Below are 17,123 nucleotides of genomic sequence, written 5' to 3'. Positions count from 1 at the left end.
CCTGTCGGGGGCGGAGGAGAACGATGAGCGAGAGCGAAGGTCGCGTTGAAGCAGTGATCGTGCAGCTGGAGGCGGGCTCAATCCTGCTGCCGCGCAGCGCCTTGCTGGAGGTCACCACCCGGCCGGGTTCGAGCCTGGAGGAAGACGCGGTTTCGGCCGAACGGCCATGGCTTGCGGCCCCCCTGCTCTGGAAGGAACTGCAGATTCCGGTGATCAACGTGAATCATCTGCTGGATCCGGCGCGCGACACCGGCGAGGATCATCGCCGGTTCACCCGTCTTCTCGTTCTGCAGGGCGCGGACGAGCCGGAGTCCCTCCCGTACTACGCGCTGGAGGTCAGGGGGACACCGCACCCGGTGCGTGTCACGCCGCAGAACATCTTCGCTCTGGAAGGGGTGGAGACCACACCGTGGTCGTGGCGGGTCAAGGCATCGGGCGTGACCACGCACCTGCTGCGCCTGGATACCGTCGAGGCCCGGCTCCGGGAGCTTCCCGGTACGGGCAGGACCGCCCGCTCGTCCGGGACTTCGGAAACACGCCCGGCTCCGGCAGACTGAGGCTACTCGCCGGGTGGCTCCAGGTCACCGAAGCGCCATTGCACCAGCGTCAGAATCGCGATGGCGGCCGTCTCGGTGCGCAGCGTTCGCGGGCCGGTGCGTACAGGGTGGAACCCGTGGTCGCGAGCGAGGGTGCGCTCGGCATCGGTCAGGCCGCCTTCCGGGCCCACGAAGACGCTGGCGTTCTCCGTCGCCACGGACTGGCGGGATTCCACGATCCGCGACAGTGGCGCGCCGGTTTCATCCGCGAGCAATGCGAGGCTGGCGGTGGAACCGGGACCGTCCCGTCGCAGCACTGCGTCCGGCTGGCCGACGGACTCCAGCACCGGCAGTTCGTTCCGTCCGCACTGCTCCGCAGCCGCCGCAATGACGCCCTGCCAGTGACTCTGGCGCCGGTCCAGGCCCTTGTGACCACCAGCCGAACGGCTGCGCTCGCACAGAACCGGCCGGATACGCGAAACGCCCAGTTCCACGGCCTTCTGCAGCGCAAGATCCATGTGATCGCCACGCGCGATGCCCTGGAGAAGGGTGATCGGGAAGCGCGGGGTGGTCGGTTCGGCGGCGCGTTCCCCCAGATGAAAAACGCCCGCCCGGCGACCGGCGGTCTCCAGGCGGGCGTCGAATTCATTGCCGCGGCCGTCAAACAGACGGCACGCGGCGCCGTCCTTCAGCCGGAGAACCCGGGTGGCGTAATGCAGTCGATCCTCCGGGGCCGGCAAACGCAGCCCCGCCGCCAGATCGGCGTTCTCGATCAGCAGACGGGGGCAGCGCATGGTCAGCGACGGCTGTCGAGGTCCAGGTCTTTCCAGATCTGTTCGGTCGGGCCGGCCTGGTTCATCGAATAGAAGTGGATGCCGGGGGCGCCCTTTTCCAGCAGATCGTCGGTCAGGCGGGTGGCCTGCTCGATGCCGAACTTGCGGATCGAGTCCTTGTCGTCGCCATACGCCTCCATCCGCTTGCGGATGTAGCGCGGGATTTCGGCACCGCACATCTCGGAGAAGCGCACGATCTGGGTGTAGTTGGTGATCGGCATGATTCCCGGAATGATCGGGATGGTGATCCCCATCGCTTGCACCCGTTCCATGAACGCGACATAGGCGTCGACGTTGTAGAAATACTGGGTGATGGCGGTGTCGGCGCCGGCATCCACCTTGGTCTTGAAGTTGTCCAGATCCTTCTCGGCGCTGGGGGCCTGCGGATGGAACTCCGGATAGGCCGCCACCTCGATCTTGAACTGGTTACCGAATTCGGCACGCACGAACTCCACCAGCTCCGATGCGTAGCGGAAATCGCCACCGGAATGCTTGGTACCGGACGGCAGGTCGCCACGCAGGGCCACGATGCGGTCCACACCAATGTCCCGATAGGCGTTCAGCAGGTCGCGCAGTTCGTCCTTGGTGGACGAAATGCAGGAGACGTGCGGGGCCGCCGGGATGCCGTCGTTGTTGATGATGTCCTTGACCGTCTCGAGAGTGCGGTCGCGGGTCGAACCGCCGGCGCCGAAGGTCACCGAGTAGAACTCGGGCTTGAGGGCGCCCAGACGTTTGCGGGCCTTGGCCAGACGGTCGGCGCCGGCCTCGTCCTTGGGCGGGAAGAATTCAACGCTGAAGACGCGTTCCTGATTGCTCATTGCTTGTCCTCCAGACAAAAAGAAGGCGGACCGCACGAGTATGCGGCCCGCCCGGGCTGTCACACAGTCAGTTGACTAATGTGAGGCTGGCCGATCAGTAGCGGTAGTGTTCCGGCTTGAACGGACCATCCACCGACATGCCCAGGTACTTGGCCTGGTCGTCGGTCAGGCGCGTCAGGTTCGCGCCCAGCTTCTTCAGGTGCAGGTTCGCGACCTTCTCGTCCAGATGCTTCGGCAGGATGTAGACCTGCTTGTCGTACTCCGAGCCCTTGTTCCAGAGCTCGATCTGCGCCAGCGTCTGGTTGGTGAACGAGTTGGACATCACGAAGGACGGGTGGCCCGTGCCGCAGCCCAGGTTCACCAGACGGCCTTCGGCCAGCATCAGGATGCGGTTGCCGTTCGGCAGGATGATGTGGTCAACCTGCGGCTTGATGTTGTCCCACTCGTACTTGCGCATCGAGGCGACGTCGATCTCGGAGTCGAAGTGGCCGATGTTGCAGACGATGGCCTGGTCCTTCATCCGGGTCATGTGATCTTCGGTGATCACGTCCTTGTTGCCCGTGGCGGTGATGAAGATGTCGGCCTTGTCGGCGGCTTCGTCCATGGTGACGACGCGGAAGCCTTCCATCGCGGCCTGCAGGGCGCAGATCGGGTCGATCTCGGTGACCCACACGGTGGAGCCGAGACCACGCAGCGACTGGGCGGCACCCTTGCCGACGTCACCGTAGCCGGCGACCACGGAGATCTTGCCCGCGATCATCACGTCGGTGGCGCGCTTGATGGAGTCCACGGTGGACTCGCGGCAGCCGTACAGGTTGTCGAACTTGGACTTGGTGACCGAGTCGTTGACGTTGATGGCGGGGAAGGCCAGCTCGCCGGTCTTCGCCATCTGGTACAGACGGTGCACGCCGGTGGTGGTCTCTTCGGTCACGCCGTGGATCTTGGACAGCATGTCCGAGTACCAGGTGGGCTGCTCGGCCAGGCGTTCCTTGATCTTGGCGAACAGGGCCACTTCCTCTTCGTGCTCGGGGTTTTCCAGCACGGAGGGGTCTTTCTCGGCCTTGGCGCCGATGTGCAGCAGCAGGGTCGCGTCGCCACCGTCGTCCAGGATCATGTTGGCACCGCCGTCGAATTCGAAGATGCGGTGGCAGTAGTCCCAGTACTCTTCCAGGGTCTCACCCTTCACGGCGAAGACCGGCGTGCCGTTGTCGGCGATGGCCGCGGCAGCGTGGTCCTGCGTGGAGTAGATGTTGCAGGAGGCCCAGCGGACCTCGGCACCCAGCGCTTCCAGGGTCTGGATCAGCACGGCGGTCTGGATGGTCATGTGCAGGGAGCCGGCGATCTTGGCGCCCTTCAGCGGCTGGGAGGCCGCGTACTCTTCGCGAGTCTGCATCAGACCGGGCATTTCGGTCTCGGCGATCGCGATTTCCTTGCGGCCGAACTCGGCCTGGTTGATGTCCTTGACGACGTAATCGCCGGTTTTCTTGGCATCCATCACAGCATTCATGGTGTTACTTCTCCGTTGGTCTGGATGAGCGCCGTGTACTTCAGGGAACATCCGGCTGAGCCTGACGGTGGAACCGCTGCAGCGCTCCTCAGCCGGATGGGTGTTTCGCTTACGTAATATGGACTCTCTTAGAGTCCGGCGGCCTTCTTGAGTTCCTCGGCCTTGTCGGTGCGCTCCCAGGGGAGGTCGACGTCTTCGCGGCCGAAGTGCCCGTAGGCGGCGGTCGCCTTGTAGATCGGACGCAGCAGATCCATCATCTGGACCAGGCCCCACGGACGCAGGTCGAAGATGTCACGGACCAGCGTCTCGATGCGACGGTCGTCGATCTTGCCGGTGCCGAAGGTGTCGATGGTGATCGAGGTCGGGTCGGCCACGCCGATGGCGTAGGAGACCTGGATCTCGCACTTGTCGGCCAGGCCGGCGGCGACGACGTTCTTGGCCACGTAGCGGCCGGCGTAAGCAGCGGAGCGGTCCACCTTGGACGGGTCCTTGCCGGAGAACGCACCGCCACCGTGGCGGGCCATGCCGCCGTAGGTGTCGACGATGATCTTGCGACCGGTCAGACCGGCGTCGCCCACCGGGCCGCCGATTTCGAACTTGCCGGTCGGGTTGATGTGGATCTGGTCATCGGAGACCTGGCTGAGCCACTCGGCCGGCAGGACCTTCTTGAAGATCTCTTCATAGATGGCTTCCTGCAGGTCCTTCTGGGAGATCTCCGGGCTGTGCTGGGTGGACAGCACGACCGCGTCCAGGCCGGCCGGCTTGCCGTCTTCATAGCGCAGGGAGACCTGGCTCTTGGCGTCCGGGCGCAGCCACGGCAGTTTGCCGCTCTTCATCAGCTCGGACTGGATGCGCACCATCTTGTGGGCGTAGAAGATCGGGGCGGGCATCAGGGTATCGGTTTCGCGCGCGGCGTAGCCGAACATCAGGCCCTGGTCACCGGCGCCCTGGGTGGCGCGGTCGGAGACGTCGCGGTCCACGCCCATGGCGATGTCCTGGGACTGCTCGCCCAGCACGTTCAGCACGGCGCAGGTGTTGCCGTCGAAGCCCTTGTGGGAATCGTCGTAGCCGATCTCGCAGACGGTCTCGCGCACCAGGCGCTCGTAATCGATCTGCGCGCCGGTGGTGATCTCGCCCAGCAGCATCACCATGCCGGTCTTGGTGGCGGTTTCACACGCGATGCGGGCGTGCGGATCCTGCTCGATGATGGCGTCGACGATGGTGTCGGAGACCAGGTCGGCCATCTTGTCGGGGTGACCCGCAGAGACCGATTCCGAGGTGAAGATGTAGTTGGACATTAAGCGTTCCTTTTCTGTCGTTTCGATTTAGTTTTGCGCAAAACGACCGCTAGTGTAACGCGACTCGCCGGGAATTTCTAAGCCCCCCCGGGTGAAGCCTTCGTGAAGGCCTCCCGCCCAATGCCGTGTGACGGCCGCCGAGGCGCGCGAGGGCGCGACTTGCCCCGCTGCTTGAAAGTGGCCAAAATGCTCCGCCGTTGCTGGGGTTGTGCGGCCTCGTCCGTCCCATGTCCGGTCCGCCCGGCGCGCCTTGATGCTGCAGCGCCGGAGCCGTCAGACCGGCTCCCGCCCCGGCCAGAATCTTTCATCACTTGAGCAGGAGACCCGCATGCCCACCCGTAGAGAGCTTGCCAATGCCATCCGCGCCCTTTCCATGGACGCGGTCCAGAAGGCCAATTCCGGTCACCCGGGGGCCCCGATGGGGATGGCGGACATCGCCGAGGTGCTGTGGAACGACTACATGCAGCACAACCCGGCGAACCCGGACTGGGCCGACCGCGACCGTTTCGTGATGTCCAACGGGCACGGCTCGATGCTGGTGTACTCGCTGCTGCATCTGACCGGCTACGACCTGCCGATGGACGAGCTCAAGCAGTTCCGTCAGCTGCATTCGCAGACCCCCGGCCATCCGGAGTACGGCTACACTGCCGGGGTCGAGACCACCACCGGCCCGCTGGGCCAGGGTGTCTCCAATGCCGTGGGTATGGCGCTGGCCGAGAAGATGATGGCCGCGCATTTCAACCAGCCCGGGCACGAGATTGTCGACCACAATACCTATGTGTTCCTCGGTGACGGCTGCCTGATGGAAGGCGTCTCGCACGAGGCCTGCGCGCTGGCCGGCACCCTGGGCCTGGGCAAGCTGGTCGCGTTCTGGGATGACAACGGCATCTCCATCGACGGCGAGGTCGAAGGCTGGTTCACCGACGACACCCCGTCCCGTTTCGAGGCCTATGGCTGGCACGTGGTGCGCGACGTGGACGGCCATGACGCCGATGCGGTCAAGGCCGCGATCGAGCAGGCCCGCAAGGAAACCGGCAAGCCGACCCTGGTCTGCTGCCGCACCGTGATCGGCTTCGGTTCCCCGAACAAGTCCGGCAAGGAAGAGTGCCATGGCGCCGCGCTGGGCGACGACGAAGTCGCGCTGACCCGCAAGGAACTGGGCTGGGAACACGGCCCGTTCGAGATCCCGGACGACATCTACGCCGGCTGGAACGCGAAGGACAAGGGGGCCAGGGCCGAAGCCGAATGGAACGAGCGTTTCGCCGCCTACAAGCAGGCGCATCCGGAGCTGGCGGCCGAGTTCGAGCGTCGCATGGCCGGTGATCTGCCCGCCGACTGGAGCGAGAAGGCCAATGCCTTCATCAAGCAGACCGTAGAGAAGGCCGAGAAGGTCGCCTCGCGCAAGGCGTCGCAGGCCACCATCGGTGGCTACGCCCCGGCCCTGCCGGAACTGCTGGGCGGCTCCGCCGACCTGGCCGGCTCCAACCTGACCATGTACAGCGGCTCGAAGGGCGTCAGCAAGGAAGACGCCGCGGGCAACTACGTGTACTACGGCGTGCGCGAGTTCGGCATGGCCGCGATCATGAACGGGATCGCGCTGCACGGCGGGTTCATCCCGTACGGCGGGACCTTCCTGATCTTCTCGGACTATGCGCGTAACGGCATCCGCATGTCCGCGCTGATGAAGCAGCGCGTGATGTACGTGCTGACGCATGATTCCATCGGCCTTGGCGAGGACGGCCCGACCCACCAGCCGATCGAGCAGACCCCGAGCCTGCGCCTGATCCCCAACCTGAACGTGTGGCGCCCCTGTGACGCGGTCGAGACGGCTGTCGCCTGGAAGGCCGGCATCGAGCGCACCGACGGCCCGTCCGCGTTCATCCTGTCGCGCCAGGGCCTGCCGCACATGGAGCGCGACGGCGAACAGCTCGCCAACATCGCGCGCGGTGGCTACGTGCTGAAGGACTGCGACGGCACCCCGGATCTGATCTTCATCGCGACCGGTTCCGAGGTCGAGCTGGCCGTGCAGGCGGCCGAGACGCTGGCCGGCGAGGGCAAGAAGGCGCGCGTCGTGTCCATGCCCTGCGTGGAACTGTTCGAACAGCAGGATCCGGCCTACCGCGAATCCGTGCTGCCGTCCGCCGTGCGCAAGCGCGTGGCCGTGGAGGCCGGCGCCACCGCGGGCTGGTACAAGTTCACCGGCATGGACGGCGCGGTGTTCGGCATGGACTGCTTCGGCGAATCCGCCCCGGGCGGTGCGCTGTTCGATTACTTCGGCTTCAAGCCGGAGAATGTCGCGCAGATCGCCCGCGACGTGCTGAACGGCTGAGCCCCGACGATTTTCAATAAGAGCTGAAAAGAGGAGACTCCCATGGCTATCAAGGTTGGTATCAACGGTTTCGGCCGCATCGGGCGCATGGCCTTCCGCGCCATCGCCCAGGACTTCCCCAACCTGCAGGTGGTCGGCATCAATGACCTGCTGGATCCGGAATACCTGGCCTACATGCTGCGCTACGATTCGGTCCACGGCCGCTTCGAAGGCGACATCAGCGTCGAGGGCAATGACCTGGTCGTGAACGGCAACCGCATCCGCCTGACCGCGGAGAAGGATCCGTCCGCCCTGAAGTGGGGCGACATCGGCGCCGACGTGGTGATCGAGTCCACCGGCCTGTTCCTGACCGCCGACACCGCGCAGAAGCACCTGGACGCCGGGGCGAAGAAGGTCGTGATGTCCGCCCCGTCCAAGGACGACACCCCGATGTTCGTCTACGGCGTCAACCACGGCGACTACAGCGGCCAGAACATGGTTTCCGCCGCTTCCTGCACCACCAACGCCCTGGCGCCGGTGGCCAAGGTCCTGCACGACAACTGGGGCATCAAGCGCGGCCTGATGACCACCGTGCACGCCGCCACCGCCACGCAGAAGACCGTCGACGGCCCGTCCATGAAGGACTGGCGCGGTGGCCGCGGCATCCTGGAGAACATCATCCCGTCCTCCACCGGTGCCGCCAAGGCCGTGGGCAAGGTGCTGACCGAGCTGAACGGCAAGCTGACCGGCATGGCCTTCCGCGTGCCGACCTCCGACGTGTCGGTGGTGGACCTGACCGCCGAGCTCAACGGCGAAGCCGACTACAAGGCCGTCTGCGAGGCCATGAAGAAGGCCTCCGAGGGCGAGCTGAAGGGCGTGCTGGGCTACACCGAAGACCTGGTGGTCTCCACCGACTTCCGCGGCTACACCGCCCCGTCGGTGTTCGATGCCGGCGCCGGCATCCAGCTGGACCCGACGTTCGTGAAGGTCGTGGCCTGGTACGACAACGAGTACGGCTACACCTGCAACATGCTCCGCATGGTGGAGCACGTCGCCAGGTAAGACCTGAGGGGAGTCCGCTGGGGCGCGCGCCGCTCCCGGCGGCATCCCGCCAGAGTCTTGGGCGCAGCCTCCCCGCCAGGGGGGGCTGCACCGAAGACTTTATTCGTTCCAACCTTTTCCGCGAGGTATTCCATGTCCGTCACCAAGATGACCGATCTCGATCTGCAGGGTCGCCGCGTGCTCGTGCGCCAGGACCTGAACGTCCCCGTCAAGGACGGCAAGGTCACGTCCGATGCGCGTATCCGCGCGAGTCTCGAGACCGTGCAGAAGGCCCTGGAAGGCGGCGCCGGCGTGATGCTGATGTCGCACCTGGGCCGGCCCACCGAGGGCGAATTCTCCGAGGAGGATTCCCTGGCCCCGGTCGCCGAGCACATGGGGCAGCTTCTCGGCCGCGAAGTGCGTCTGGTGCGGGATTATCTCGACGGGGTGGAGATCCAGCCCGGCGAGGTGGTGATGCTGGAAAACGTCCGTTTCAACAAGGGCGAAAAGAAGGATGACGAGGCGCTGGCGAAGAAGTACGCCGCGCTGTGCGACGTCTACGTGATGGACGCCTTCGGTACTGCTCACCGCGCCCAGGCCTCCACCCACGGGGCCGGCAAGTTCGCGCCGCAGGCCTGCGCCGGTCCGCTGCTGGCCCGCGAACTGGAAGCCCTGAGCAAGGCGCTGGACAACCCGAAGCGCCCGCTCGTCGCAATCGTCGGCGGGTCCAAGGTCTCGACCAAGCTGACCGTGCTGGAATCTCTGTCCAAGGTCGTGGACCAGCTGATCGTGGGTGGCGGCATCGCCAACACCTTCATCGCGGCCCAGGGCCATGATGTCGGCAACTCGCTGTACGAGGCCGATCTGGTCGACGAATCGAAGCGGCTGATGGAAGCCGCGCGCGCCAAGGGCGGCGAGATCCCGGTGCCGACCGACGTCACCGTGGGCAAGGAGTTTTCCGACAGCACGCCGGCGGAGACCAAGTCGGTGGACGCGATCGGCGCCGACGACATGATCTTCGACGTGGGTCCGGACACCGCTTCCACCTACGCGGAAGCCCTGCGTAATGCCGGCACCATCGTGTGGAACGGCCCGGTGGGCGTGTTCGAGTTCGACCAGTTCGCCGCGGGCACCCGGGCCCTGGGCGAGGCGATCGCGGAAAGCGATGCGTTCTCCATTGCCGGCGGCGGCGACACACTGGCGGCAATCGACAAATACGATCTCTCCGAGCGCATCAGCTACATCTCCACCGGCGGCGGTGCCTTCCTCGAGTTCCTGGAAGGCAAGACGCTGCCGGCCGTGGCGATGCTCGAGGAGCGGGCGAAGGGCTGAACGGCCTTGAATGCTACGTCATCCAACATCGGAGAGCCCCGCGTGAGACGCACCAAGATCGTAGCCACCCTTGGCCCCGCGACCGACAGCGACGAAGCCATGGATGCCATCATCCAGGCCGGCGTCGATGTCGTGCGCGTCAACTTCTCGCACGGGGATCCGGATGACCACCGTGCCCGCGTGCAGCGACTGCGCGCGGCCGCCGAGCGCGCCCATCGCGTGGTCGGTGTCCTGGGCGATCTTCAGGGGCCCAAGATCCGCATCGAGCGCTTCGCCACTGGCAAGGTGCACCTGGAAGAAGGCGCACCGTTCGCGCTGGACGCGGGTCTGGGCCGCGACGACGGTGACGACACCCAGGTCGGCCTGACCTACACCGACCTGCCGAAGGACGTGCGCCCGGATGACATCCTGCTGCTGGATGACGGTCGCATCGTGCTCAAGGTGAGCGCGGTCGCGGCCAGCCGGGTCGAAACCGAGGTCGTGGTCGGCGGCGAGCTGTCCAACAACAAGGGCATCAATCGCCAGGGGGGAGGCCTGTCCGCCCCGGCGATCACCGACAAGGACCGCGAGGACATCCGCCTGGCGGCCGAGCTGGAGGTGGACTACCTGGCCGTGTCCTTTCCGCGCTCGGCGCAGGACATCCACCTTGCCCGCGGCCTCCTGAAGGAGGCCGGCTGGGAGGCCGGGATCTGCGCCAAGATCGAGCGTTCCGAGGCCCTGGACGTGATCGACGAGATCATCTCGGCGACCGAGGTGATCATGATCGCGCGCGGGGATCTCGGCGTGGAGATCGGCGATGCCGAATTGCCCGGGGTGCAGAAGACCCTGATCTCGCGGGCGCGCGCCCTCAACCGTCTGGTCATCACCGCGACCCAGATGATGGAGACCATGATCCAGAACCCGATCCCCACGCGGGCGGAGGTCTTCGACGTGGCCAACGCGGTGCTGGACGGCACCGACGCGGTGATGCTATCGGGCGAGACCGCCACCGGACGCTATCCCGGACGGGTGGTCTCCAGCATGGACCGGATCTGCGAAGCCGCCGAGCGCCAGCGTGCCGCGCGGCAGTCCGACCACCGAATGGACTCGACCTTCGGTCGGGTGGACGAGGCGATCGCGATGGCCACCATGTATACCGCCAACCACCTGGACGTGCAGGCAATCGCGGCCCTTACGGAGTCCGGCGCCACCGCGCTGTGGATGTCGCGGATCAGTTCCGGGATCCCGATCTACGCGCTGACCCGGCGCATGGACACCAGCCGGCGCATGAGCCTGTACCGCGGTGTTTACCCGGTGTATGTCGACTCGCTGCCGGAGAGCCATGAGAGCCTGAACCGCGAAGCGGTCAACTTGCTCAAGGCCGAGGGGGTCGTGCAGGATGGCCAGCTGGTCATAATCACCAAGGGCGACCTGCAGGGTGCCCATGGCGGCACCAACGCAATGAAAATCGTCCGGGCCGGCGAAGTCGCCTGACGGCGACCGTCACCCGGACGTCCAGTTCCCAACCTGAAGTGCGAATCCCGTAAGGAGGAACCATGGCACTGATCTCGCTTCGCCAGCTGCTGGACCATGCCGCCGAGCATGGCTACGGCATGCCGGCCTACAACGCCAACAACATGGAACAGATCCATTCGATCATGGAGGCCGCGAAGGAAGTGGACTCCCCCGTGATCATTCAGGCGTCCGCCGGTGCGCGGAAGTACGCCGGGGAGCCCTTCCTGCGCCGCATGATCGAAGCGGCCGCCGAGCAGTATCCGGACATCCCGATCGCGCTGCACCAGGACCACGGCTCCGAGCCGGCGGTGTGCCTGCGTTCCATCCAGTCGGGCTTCACCTCGGTGATGATGGACGGCTCCCTGATGCCCGACATGAAGACCCCGTCGACCTACGACTACAACGTCGACGTGACCGCCAAGGTCGCCGAGATGGCCCATTCCGGCGGTGTGTCCGTGGAAGGCGAGCTGGGCTGCCTGGGCTCCCTGGAAACCGGCCAGGCCGGGGAGGAAGACGGTTCCGGCGCCGAAGGCACGCTGTCCCACGACCAGCTGCTGACCGACCCGGACGAGGCCGCGGACTTCGTCAAGAAGACCAAGTGCGACGCCCTGGCCATCGCCATCGGCACCTCGCACGGCGCCTACAAGTTCACCCGTCCGCCGACCGGTGACATCCTGGCCATCGAGCGGGTCAAGGAGATCCACGCCCGCATCCCGGACACCCACCTGGTGATGCACGGCTCCTCCTCGGTACCGGAAGAATGGCTGAAGATCATCAACCAGTACGGCGGTGACATGGGCGAGACCTATGGTGTCCCGGTCAAGGAGATCCAGGAAGGCATCAAGCACGGCGTGCGCAAGGTCAACATCGACACCGACCTGCGCATGGCCTCCACCGGCGCGGTGCGCAAGTTCCTGGCCGAGAACCCGAAGGAATTCGACCCGCGCAAGTTCCTGAAGGCCTCGACCGCCGGCATGAAGGACGTCTGCAAGCAGCGCTTCGAAGCCTTCGGCTGCGCCGGGATGGCGTCCAAGATCAAGCCGATGTCGCTGGACGACATGGTCGCCCGCTACAACAACGGCGATCTGGATCCGAAGATCAACTGATCTCGCGATCCGCGCACGGATGCACGAAAAAGGGGGCTTCGGCCCCCTTTTTTTGTGCGATCATTGCCACCCTGTTCCGAACAACGGCCCCTCCCCGGAGGTCCCGATGCGGCATTTCGCAGTCCTGCTCCTCGCCCTTGCCCTGATCCTTTCCCTGGCGCCGCCGGCCAGCGCCAATCCGTTCGCGCGGGACGTCGATCCGCAGGACATCGTCGACCGCGCCAAGGACACCCTCACCCGCATGGCCGGGCACCCCGACTACCCCGCACTGCGTGCCGACCTGCGGGAAGCGCATGCGGTGGTGATCTTCCCGCGCGTGATCCGTGGGGGGTTCTTCATTGGCGGATCCGGCGGGCTGGGCGTGGCCCTGGCCTGGGACGAAGACGAGGGCGACTACAGTCCAGTGGGTTTCTATTCTCTGGGATCCGTCAGCTTCGGCGTGCAGATCGGCGGGGACGCCGCCGAGGTGGTGATGGTCGCACGGCGGCCCGATGCCCGCGATTCGCTGTTCGCCTCGTCCATGCGCCTGGGAGGTGATGCCGAAGTCGCCGCGGGCCCGGTGGGCGCCGGGCGCAGCGCTTCCGTCAATGCGGATTTCATTTCTTACGCGCGGGCGCGCGGGGCGTATCTGGGGATGAGTTTCGAAGGCTCGCGCCTGACCGTCCGCGAAGACTTCAACGAGGCCTACTACCGCGAGGATCTGCGGCCGGTGCACATCCTCGAGAGCCGTCGCGTGGATCACCCCGGCACCCAGGCCTTGCGGGATGCCCTGCTCGAGCTCCGCCGCGACGAAGCCGACGAGGCCCCGGCGCGGGGCGGTGAGGATCAGCGGCCGGAGGCCGATCCGGCCGAAGGCGGAATCAGGCCCGATGCGATGGAGGTCGAGACCCTCTGACCGGCGCGGTCCGAGGTAATCCCCTCGGCCAGTTCGATCACCGGCGCGTGCGTGCGCCGTTGCAGGGCGGATGCGTTGTCCAGTCGTGGATCGGTGTCGGGCCGCCGCCGGTTGAGCACGATCCCCGCCAGCACGAGCCCGCGCCGCTCCAGGGCGTCCAGCGTCAGCAGGCAGGTGTTCAGCGTCCCGAGGCGGTCTTCCGCCACCAGCAGCACCGGCAGACCGAGCGCCACCGCCAGGTCGGCGTTCAGCGCTTCTTCGGCCAGCGGCGAATAGAAGCCGCCGGCGCCTTCCACCAGCAGCGGCCCCTCCGCTTCTTCCCGTTGTGCCTCGCAGGCGTCGACCAGGTCCGCGAGGTACAGCGGGCGACCGATGTTGCGCGCTGCCTGGTCCGGGGCGAGGGCATCGGGGAACCGCCAGGGGGTCACCCGTGCCACTGCCGCCGGGGGCAGCCCCGCGGCTGCAGTGAGGGCCACGCCATCAGCGGGATACAGGCCGTCCGACCCTGTCTCGCAGCCGGATTCCGCCGGCTTGCACGGGACAGGGTTCAGCCCTGCTGTGCGCCAGGCCCGCAGCAGAGCGCAGCCGACGAAGGTCTTGCCCACGCCGGTGTCGGTGGCGCTGACGAACAGGCCCGCGGGGTTCATGGCCGGTCGAGCGGCGACCCGGTCAGACGTTCCAGCGCCTCGCGATAGCGCGCCGCCGTCTGCTCGGCGATCTCCGCGGGCAGCGCCGGGCCCGGGGCCGTCTTGTCCCAGTCCAGGGTTTCGAGATAGTCACGCACGTACTGCTTGTCGAACGACGCGGGGCTGCGGCCCGGGGTGTATTCGTCCGCCGGCCAGAAGCGCGAGGAGTCGGGTGTCAGGACCTCGTCGATCAGATGCAGGCGGCCTTCGCGGTCGAGTCCGAATTCGAATTTGGTGTCGGCAATGATGATTCCGCGCGCGACGGCGTGCTCGCGCGCCAGCTTGTAGATCGCGATGCTTGCGTCGCGGACTTCGCGGGCGCGTTCCTCGCCGATGGCCGCGGCGACATGGTCGAAGTCGACGTTCTCGTCGTGATCCCCGACCGCCGCCTTGGTGCTGGGCGTGAACAATGGCTCCGGCAGTGCCCCGGCCAGTTCCAGCCCCGGTGGCAGCGGGAGACCACAGACCGCACCCGTGGCCTGATAGTCCTTCCAGCCGGAGCCGATCAGGTAGCCGCGCACCACCGCTTCCACCGGCAGGGCCTCCAGTCGCCGGACCACGAGGCTGCGCCCCTCGAGCGGCGCGCGCACCGCGGGGTCCGGCACTACCTCGGCCAGCGGTATATCGGTCAGCTGATTGGGGATGCCCAGCTCGCGTTCGATGCGCTGCATCCAGTACACGGTGATCGCGGTCAGCACCCGTCCCTTGTCCGGCACCGGGGTAGGCAGGATCACGTCGAATGCCGACAGCCGGTCGGTGGTCACCATCAGCCAGTGGTCGTCGTCCACCCGGTACAGGTCGCGCACCTTGCCGCGGTGGACGCATTCCAGGTCGGGGATGTCACTTTCAAGAAGGGTATCGTCCATCCGCGTATTGTAGCGGCTGTGGCGACACAGGGAACGCGCCGCCGAAGAGCGCCGGCCGGCTTGTCGCCGCACGGCGCTCCCGCTATGGTTGCGCGGATGAATATCACCGACACCGCAACACCGCCGCGCGTGGGCGTGGTCATGGGCAGCACCTCGGACTGGGGAACCATGGAGCGTGCGGCCGAACTGCTGGCGCGCCTGGAGATTCCCCACGAGACCCGCGTGGTGTCCGCGCATCGCACGCCGGATCTGCTGTTCGAGTATGCCGAACAGGCGCGCGAGCGGGGTCTGTCCGCGATCATCGCGGGCGCCGGCGGCGCCGCGCACCTGCCGGGCATGCTGGCCGCCAAGACGCCGGTGCCGGTGCTGGGCGTGCCCGTGGCCTCGCGTCACCTGCAGGGCGAGGACTCGCTGCTGTCCATCGTGCAGATGCCGCGCGGGATCCCGGTGGCCACCTTCGCCATCGGCGAATCGGGTGCCGCCAATGCCGCGCTGTTCGCGGCCGCGATGCTGGCCACCGGCGACCCCGATCTCGCGGCGCGGCTGGACGCCTTCCGCGCCGAACAGCGCGACGCCGTTCTCGGTCAGAGCCTGCCGCCGGATCCGGCGTGAACCGTCCATGATTGCTCCGCCCGCCACCCTCGGCCTGCTGGGCGGCGGCCAGCTGGGCCGCTATTTCGTGCTGGCCGCGCGCCGTTCGGGCTACGCCGTGATGGTGATGGACCCGGACCCGCGCAGCCCCGCCGGAGCGGTCGCGGACTGGCACCGCGTCGCCGCATTCGACGATCACGCGGCGCTGGATCAGCTGGCCGATGCCTGCGCGGTGGTCACCGCCGAGTTCGAGAACATCCCCGCCGCGTCGCTGGAACGCGTGGCGGCGCGCGGCTGTCTGCGCCCCGGGCCACGCGCGCTGACCATCGCTCAGGACCGGCTGGCGGAGAAGCGCTTCCTCGCCGAGGCAGGGATCGCGGTGGCGCCGTGGCGACCGGTGCTGGCCGGTCGTGATCCGCAGCCCCCGGCCACCGGGGCCGGCGAGCCGCGCTTCCCGGCGGTGCTCAAGACCGCTCGTCTGGGCTATGACGGCAAGGGGCAGGCCCGTCTCGAGGATCCGGACCACCTGGCCGCGGCCCATGCCGGGCTGGGCGGGGTGGATTGCGTGCTGGAAGAGCAGGTCGAGCTGGCGCGCGAGGTTTCGGTGATCGTGGCGCGCGCGCCCGACGGGCACAGCGAGGTGTTCCCGGTGGCCGAGAACCATCATCGCCACGGCGTCCTGCACCTGACCCGGGTCCCGGCGCGTCTGTCCGCCGCACTGGAGCAGCAGGCCCGTGACGTCGCGCTGCGGGTGGCCGATCATCTGGATTACTGCGGGGTGCTGGCGGTGGAATTCTTCGTGACCGCCGGCGGCGAGCTGCTGGTCAACGAGATCGCCCCGCGGCCCCACAATTCCGGCCATTACACCCTGGATGCCTGCAGCGTGTCGCAGTTCGAACAGCAGCTGCGTGCGGTCTGTGGCCTGGCGCTGGCTCCGGCCCGGGCGACCGCGCCGGTGGCCATGGTCAACCTGCTGGGGGACCTGTGGCCGGCAGCCACTGCGCCGGACTGGACCGGCGTGCTCGGCGAGTCGCGGGCCCGGCTGCATCTGTACGGCAAGGCCGAGGCCCGTCCGGGGCGCAAGATGGGGCATGTGAACGTGGTGGGCCTGCCGGGCGAGGACGACGCCGACGCAGTGGCCGACGTCGCCGAATCCCTGTGGCGGGGCCTCGCCGGAGAACCATTGCAATGAGTCGGAACGATTTTCCCGATGCCGCCGCGCGTCGCGCGCGTCAGGCCGAACTGAAACAGGACCTCGAGATCGAGGAGACCCTGGAAGGCGTGCCGCTGCGCCTGCGGACCACCTGGGGCCTGTTCTCGCCGCGGCGGATCGACGACGGGACCCGGCTGTTGCTGCGGCACGCCGAGATTGGATCCGGTGATCACTGCCTCGATCTCGGCTGCGGCTATGGTCCGATCGGCCTGGTGATGGCCCACAAGGCCGCGCCCGGGGCCTGTACCCTGGTGGACACCAACTTCATGGCGGTGGAATACGCCCGCGCGAATGCCGAGCGTAACGGGCTTACCAACGTCGAATGCCTGCTGAGCAACGGCTTCTCGCATATCCGCGACCGTCGCTTCGATGTCGTCGCCTCCAATCTCCCGGCCAAGGTCGGGCGCGAGCTGCTCTATACCTGGCTGCTGGATGCGCACGAGCAGATGAACCCCGGAGGGCGGTTGTATGTCGTGACCATTACCGGGCTGCGACGCTTCATCGAGAAGGGGTTTCGCGAGGTGTTCGGCAATTACGACAAGCTCAAGCAGGGGCGCGACTACACCGTCGCCCTGGCGCGCCGCGAGGAGGGCTGACCC

16 protein-coding genes and 1 riboswitch are annotated in these 17,123 nt (G+C 66.9%); of the genes, 10 read left to right on the top strand and 6 right to left on the bottom strand.

What is annotated here, in order from left to right:
• Positions 1 to 23 precede the first annotated feature (23 nt).
• Entirely contained in the window at positions 24 to 557 is a 534-nt protein-coding gene (locus tag D577_RS0111155) for a hypothetical protein (protein ID WP_018947555.1), read from the top strand.
• Positions 558 to 559: 2 nt separating this feature from the next.
• Here the strand turns inward: D577_RS0111155 and D577_RS0111150 are convergent, their stop codons facing one another.
• From D577_RS0111150 to metK, 4 genes are all read right to left on the bottom strand, one after another.
• The gene (locus D577_RS0111150) at positions 560 to 1,330 is read right to left on the bottom strand and encodes a 16S rRNA (uracil(1498)-N(3))-methyltransferase (protein WP_018947554.1); all 771 of its coding nucleotides are present in this window, start codon (positions 1,328 to 1,330) and stop codon (positions 560 to 562) included.
• A 2-nt stretch (positions 1,331 to 1,332) separates the two neighbouring features.
• Positions 1,333 to 2,187, bottom strand: a complete 855-nt coding sequence (gene metF / locus D577_RS0111145) for a methylenetetrahydrofolate reductase [NAD(P)H] (RefSeq protein ID WP_018947553.1) — start codon at positions 2,185 to 2,187, stop codon at positions 1,333 to 1,335.
• A gap of 94 nt (positions 2,188 to 2,281) precedes the next feature.
• Positions 2,282 to 3,694: an adenosylhomocysteinase gene (ahcY, locus tag D577_RS0111140; protein WP_026289028.1), complete on the bottom strand. Its 1,413-nt coding sequence runs from the start codon at positions 3,692 to 3,694 to the stop codon at positions 2,282 to 2,284.
• Between the two features lie 19 nt (positions 3,695 to 3,713).
• Positions 3,714 to 3,790, bottom strand: a riboswitch (S-adenosyl-L-homocysteine riboswitch).
• Positions 3,791 to 3,822: 32 nt separating this feature from the next.
• On the bottom strand, positions 3,823 to 4,992 hold the full coding sequence (gene metK / locus D577_RS0111135; RefSeq protein ID WP_018947551.1) for a methionine adenosyltransferase: 1,170 nt from the start codon (positions 4,990 to 4,992) through the stop codon (positions 3,823 to 3,825).
• A 328-nt stretch (positions 4,993 to 5,320) separates the two neighbouring features.
• Between metK and tkt the strand changes: the two genes are divergently transcribed.
• The 6 genes from tkt (at position 5,321) to D577_RS0111105 (ending at position 13,168) form a co-directional block, all read left to right on the top strand.
• On the top strand, positions 5,321 to 7,321 hold the full coding sequence (tkt, locus tag D577_RS0111130; RefSeq protein ID WP_018947550.1) for a transketolase: 2,001 nt from the start codon (positions 5,321 to 5,323) through the stop codon (positions 7,319 to 7,321).
• Between the two features lie 42 nt (positions 7,322 to 7,363).
• The gene (gene gap / locus D577_RS0111125; RefSeq protein WP_018947549.1) at positions 7,364 to 8,362 is read left to right on the top strand and encodes a type I glyceraldehyde-3-phosphate dehydrogenase; all 999 of its coding nucleotides are present in this window, start codon (positions 7,364 to 7,366) and stop codon (positions 8,360 to 8,362) included.
• Between the two features lie 132 nt (positions 8,363 to 8,494).
• Positions 8,495 to 9,673 (top strand): phosphoglycerate kinase, encoded by a 1,179-nt coding sequence (locus D577_RS0111120; protein WP_018947548.1) that lies wholly within the window; start codon positions 8,495 to 8,497, stop codon positions 9,671 to 9,673.
• A gap of 42 nt (positions 9,674 to 9,715) precedes the next feature.
• Positions 9,716 to 11,146, top strand: a complete 1,431-nt coding sequence (pyk, locus tag D577_RS0111115; protein ID WP_018947547.1) for a pyruvate kinase — start codon at positions 9,716 to 9,718, stop codon at positions 11,144 to 11,146.
• Between the two features lie 62 nt (positions 11,147 to 11,208).
• A complete protein-coding gene (gene fba / locus D577_RS0111110; RefSeq protein ID WP_018947546.1) occupies positions 11,209 to 12,273 on the top strand; it encodes a class II fructose-bisphosphate aldolase in 1,065 nt (354 codons plus the stop codon).
• Between the two features lie 106 nt (positions 12,274 to 12,379).
• A complete protein-coding gene (locus D577_RS0111105; protein WP_018947545.1) occupies positions 12,380 to 13,168 on the top strand; it encodes a lipid-binding SYLF domain-containing protein in 789 nt (262 codons plus the stop codon).
• On the opposite strand, the gene bioD is transcribed toward D577_RS0111105, so the two are convergent.
• Positions 13,099 to 13,815, bottom strand: a complete 717-nt coding sequence (gene bioD / locus D577_RS0111100; RefSeq protein WP_018947544.1) for a dethiobiotin synthase — start codon at positions 13,813 to 13,815, stop codon at positions 13,099 to 13,101. The genes D577_RS0111105 and bioD overlap by 70 nt on opposite strands.
• Positions 13,812 to 14,720, bottom strand: coding sequence for a phosphoribosylaminoimidazolesuccinocarboxamide synthase (locus D577_RS0111095; RefSeq protein WP_018947543.1), 909 nt, complete (start codon positions 14,718 to 14,720; stop codon positions 13,812 to 13,814). The genes bioD and D577_RS0111095 overlap by 4 nt, the downstream gene beginning before the upstream one ends.
• Positions 14,721 to 14,816: 96 nt before the next feature.
• Here D577_RS0111095 and purE point away from each other — a divergent pair, with 96 nt between their 5' ends.
• Genes purE through D577_RS0111080 form a run of 3 tightly spaced genes read left to right on the top strand, consistent with a single transcriptional unit; the run spans position 14,817 to position 17,120 of the window.
• Positions 14,817 to 15,332: a 5-(carboxyamino)imidazole ribonucleotide mutase gene (purE, locus tag D577_RS0111090; RefSeq protein ID WP_019022698.1), complete on the top strand. Its 516-nt coding sequence runs from the start codon at positions 14,817 to 14,819 to the stop codon at positions 15,330 to 15,332.
• Between the two features lie 7 nt (positions 15,333 to 15,339).
• Positions 15,340 to 16,503, top strand: coding sequence for a 5-(carboxyamino)imidazole ribonucleotide synthase (locus tag D577_RS0111085; protein ID WP_018947541.1), 1,164 nt, complete (start codon positions 15,340 to 15,342; stop codon positions 16,501 to 16,503).
• Positions 16,500 to 17,120 (top strand): class I SAM-dependent methyltransferase, encoded by a 621-nt coding sequence (locus tag D577_RS0111080; RefSeq protein ID WP_018947540.1) that lies wholly within the window; start codon positions 16,500 to 16,502, stop codon positions 17,118 to 17,120. The genes D577_RS0111085 and D577_RS0111080 overlap by 4 nt, the downstream gene beginning before the upstream one ends.
• Positions 17,121 to 17,123: the final 3 nt, after the last annotated feature.

Source organism: Thioalkalivibrio sp. AKL17 (assembly GCF_000377885.1).
GTDB classification, from domain to species: domain Bacteria; phylum Pseudomonadota; class Gammaproteobacteria; order Ectothiorhodospirales; family Ectothiorhodospiraceae; genus Thioalkalivibrio; species Thioalkalivibrio halophilus.
The sequence above is the reverse complement of the archived record's forward strand: the minus strand, read 5'-3'. Positions and strand labels throughout refer to the sequence as shown.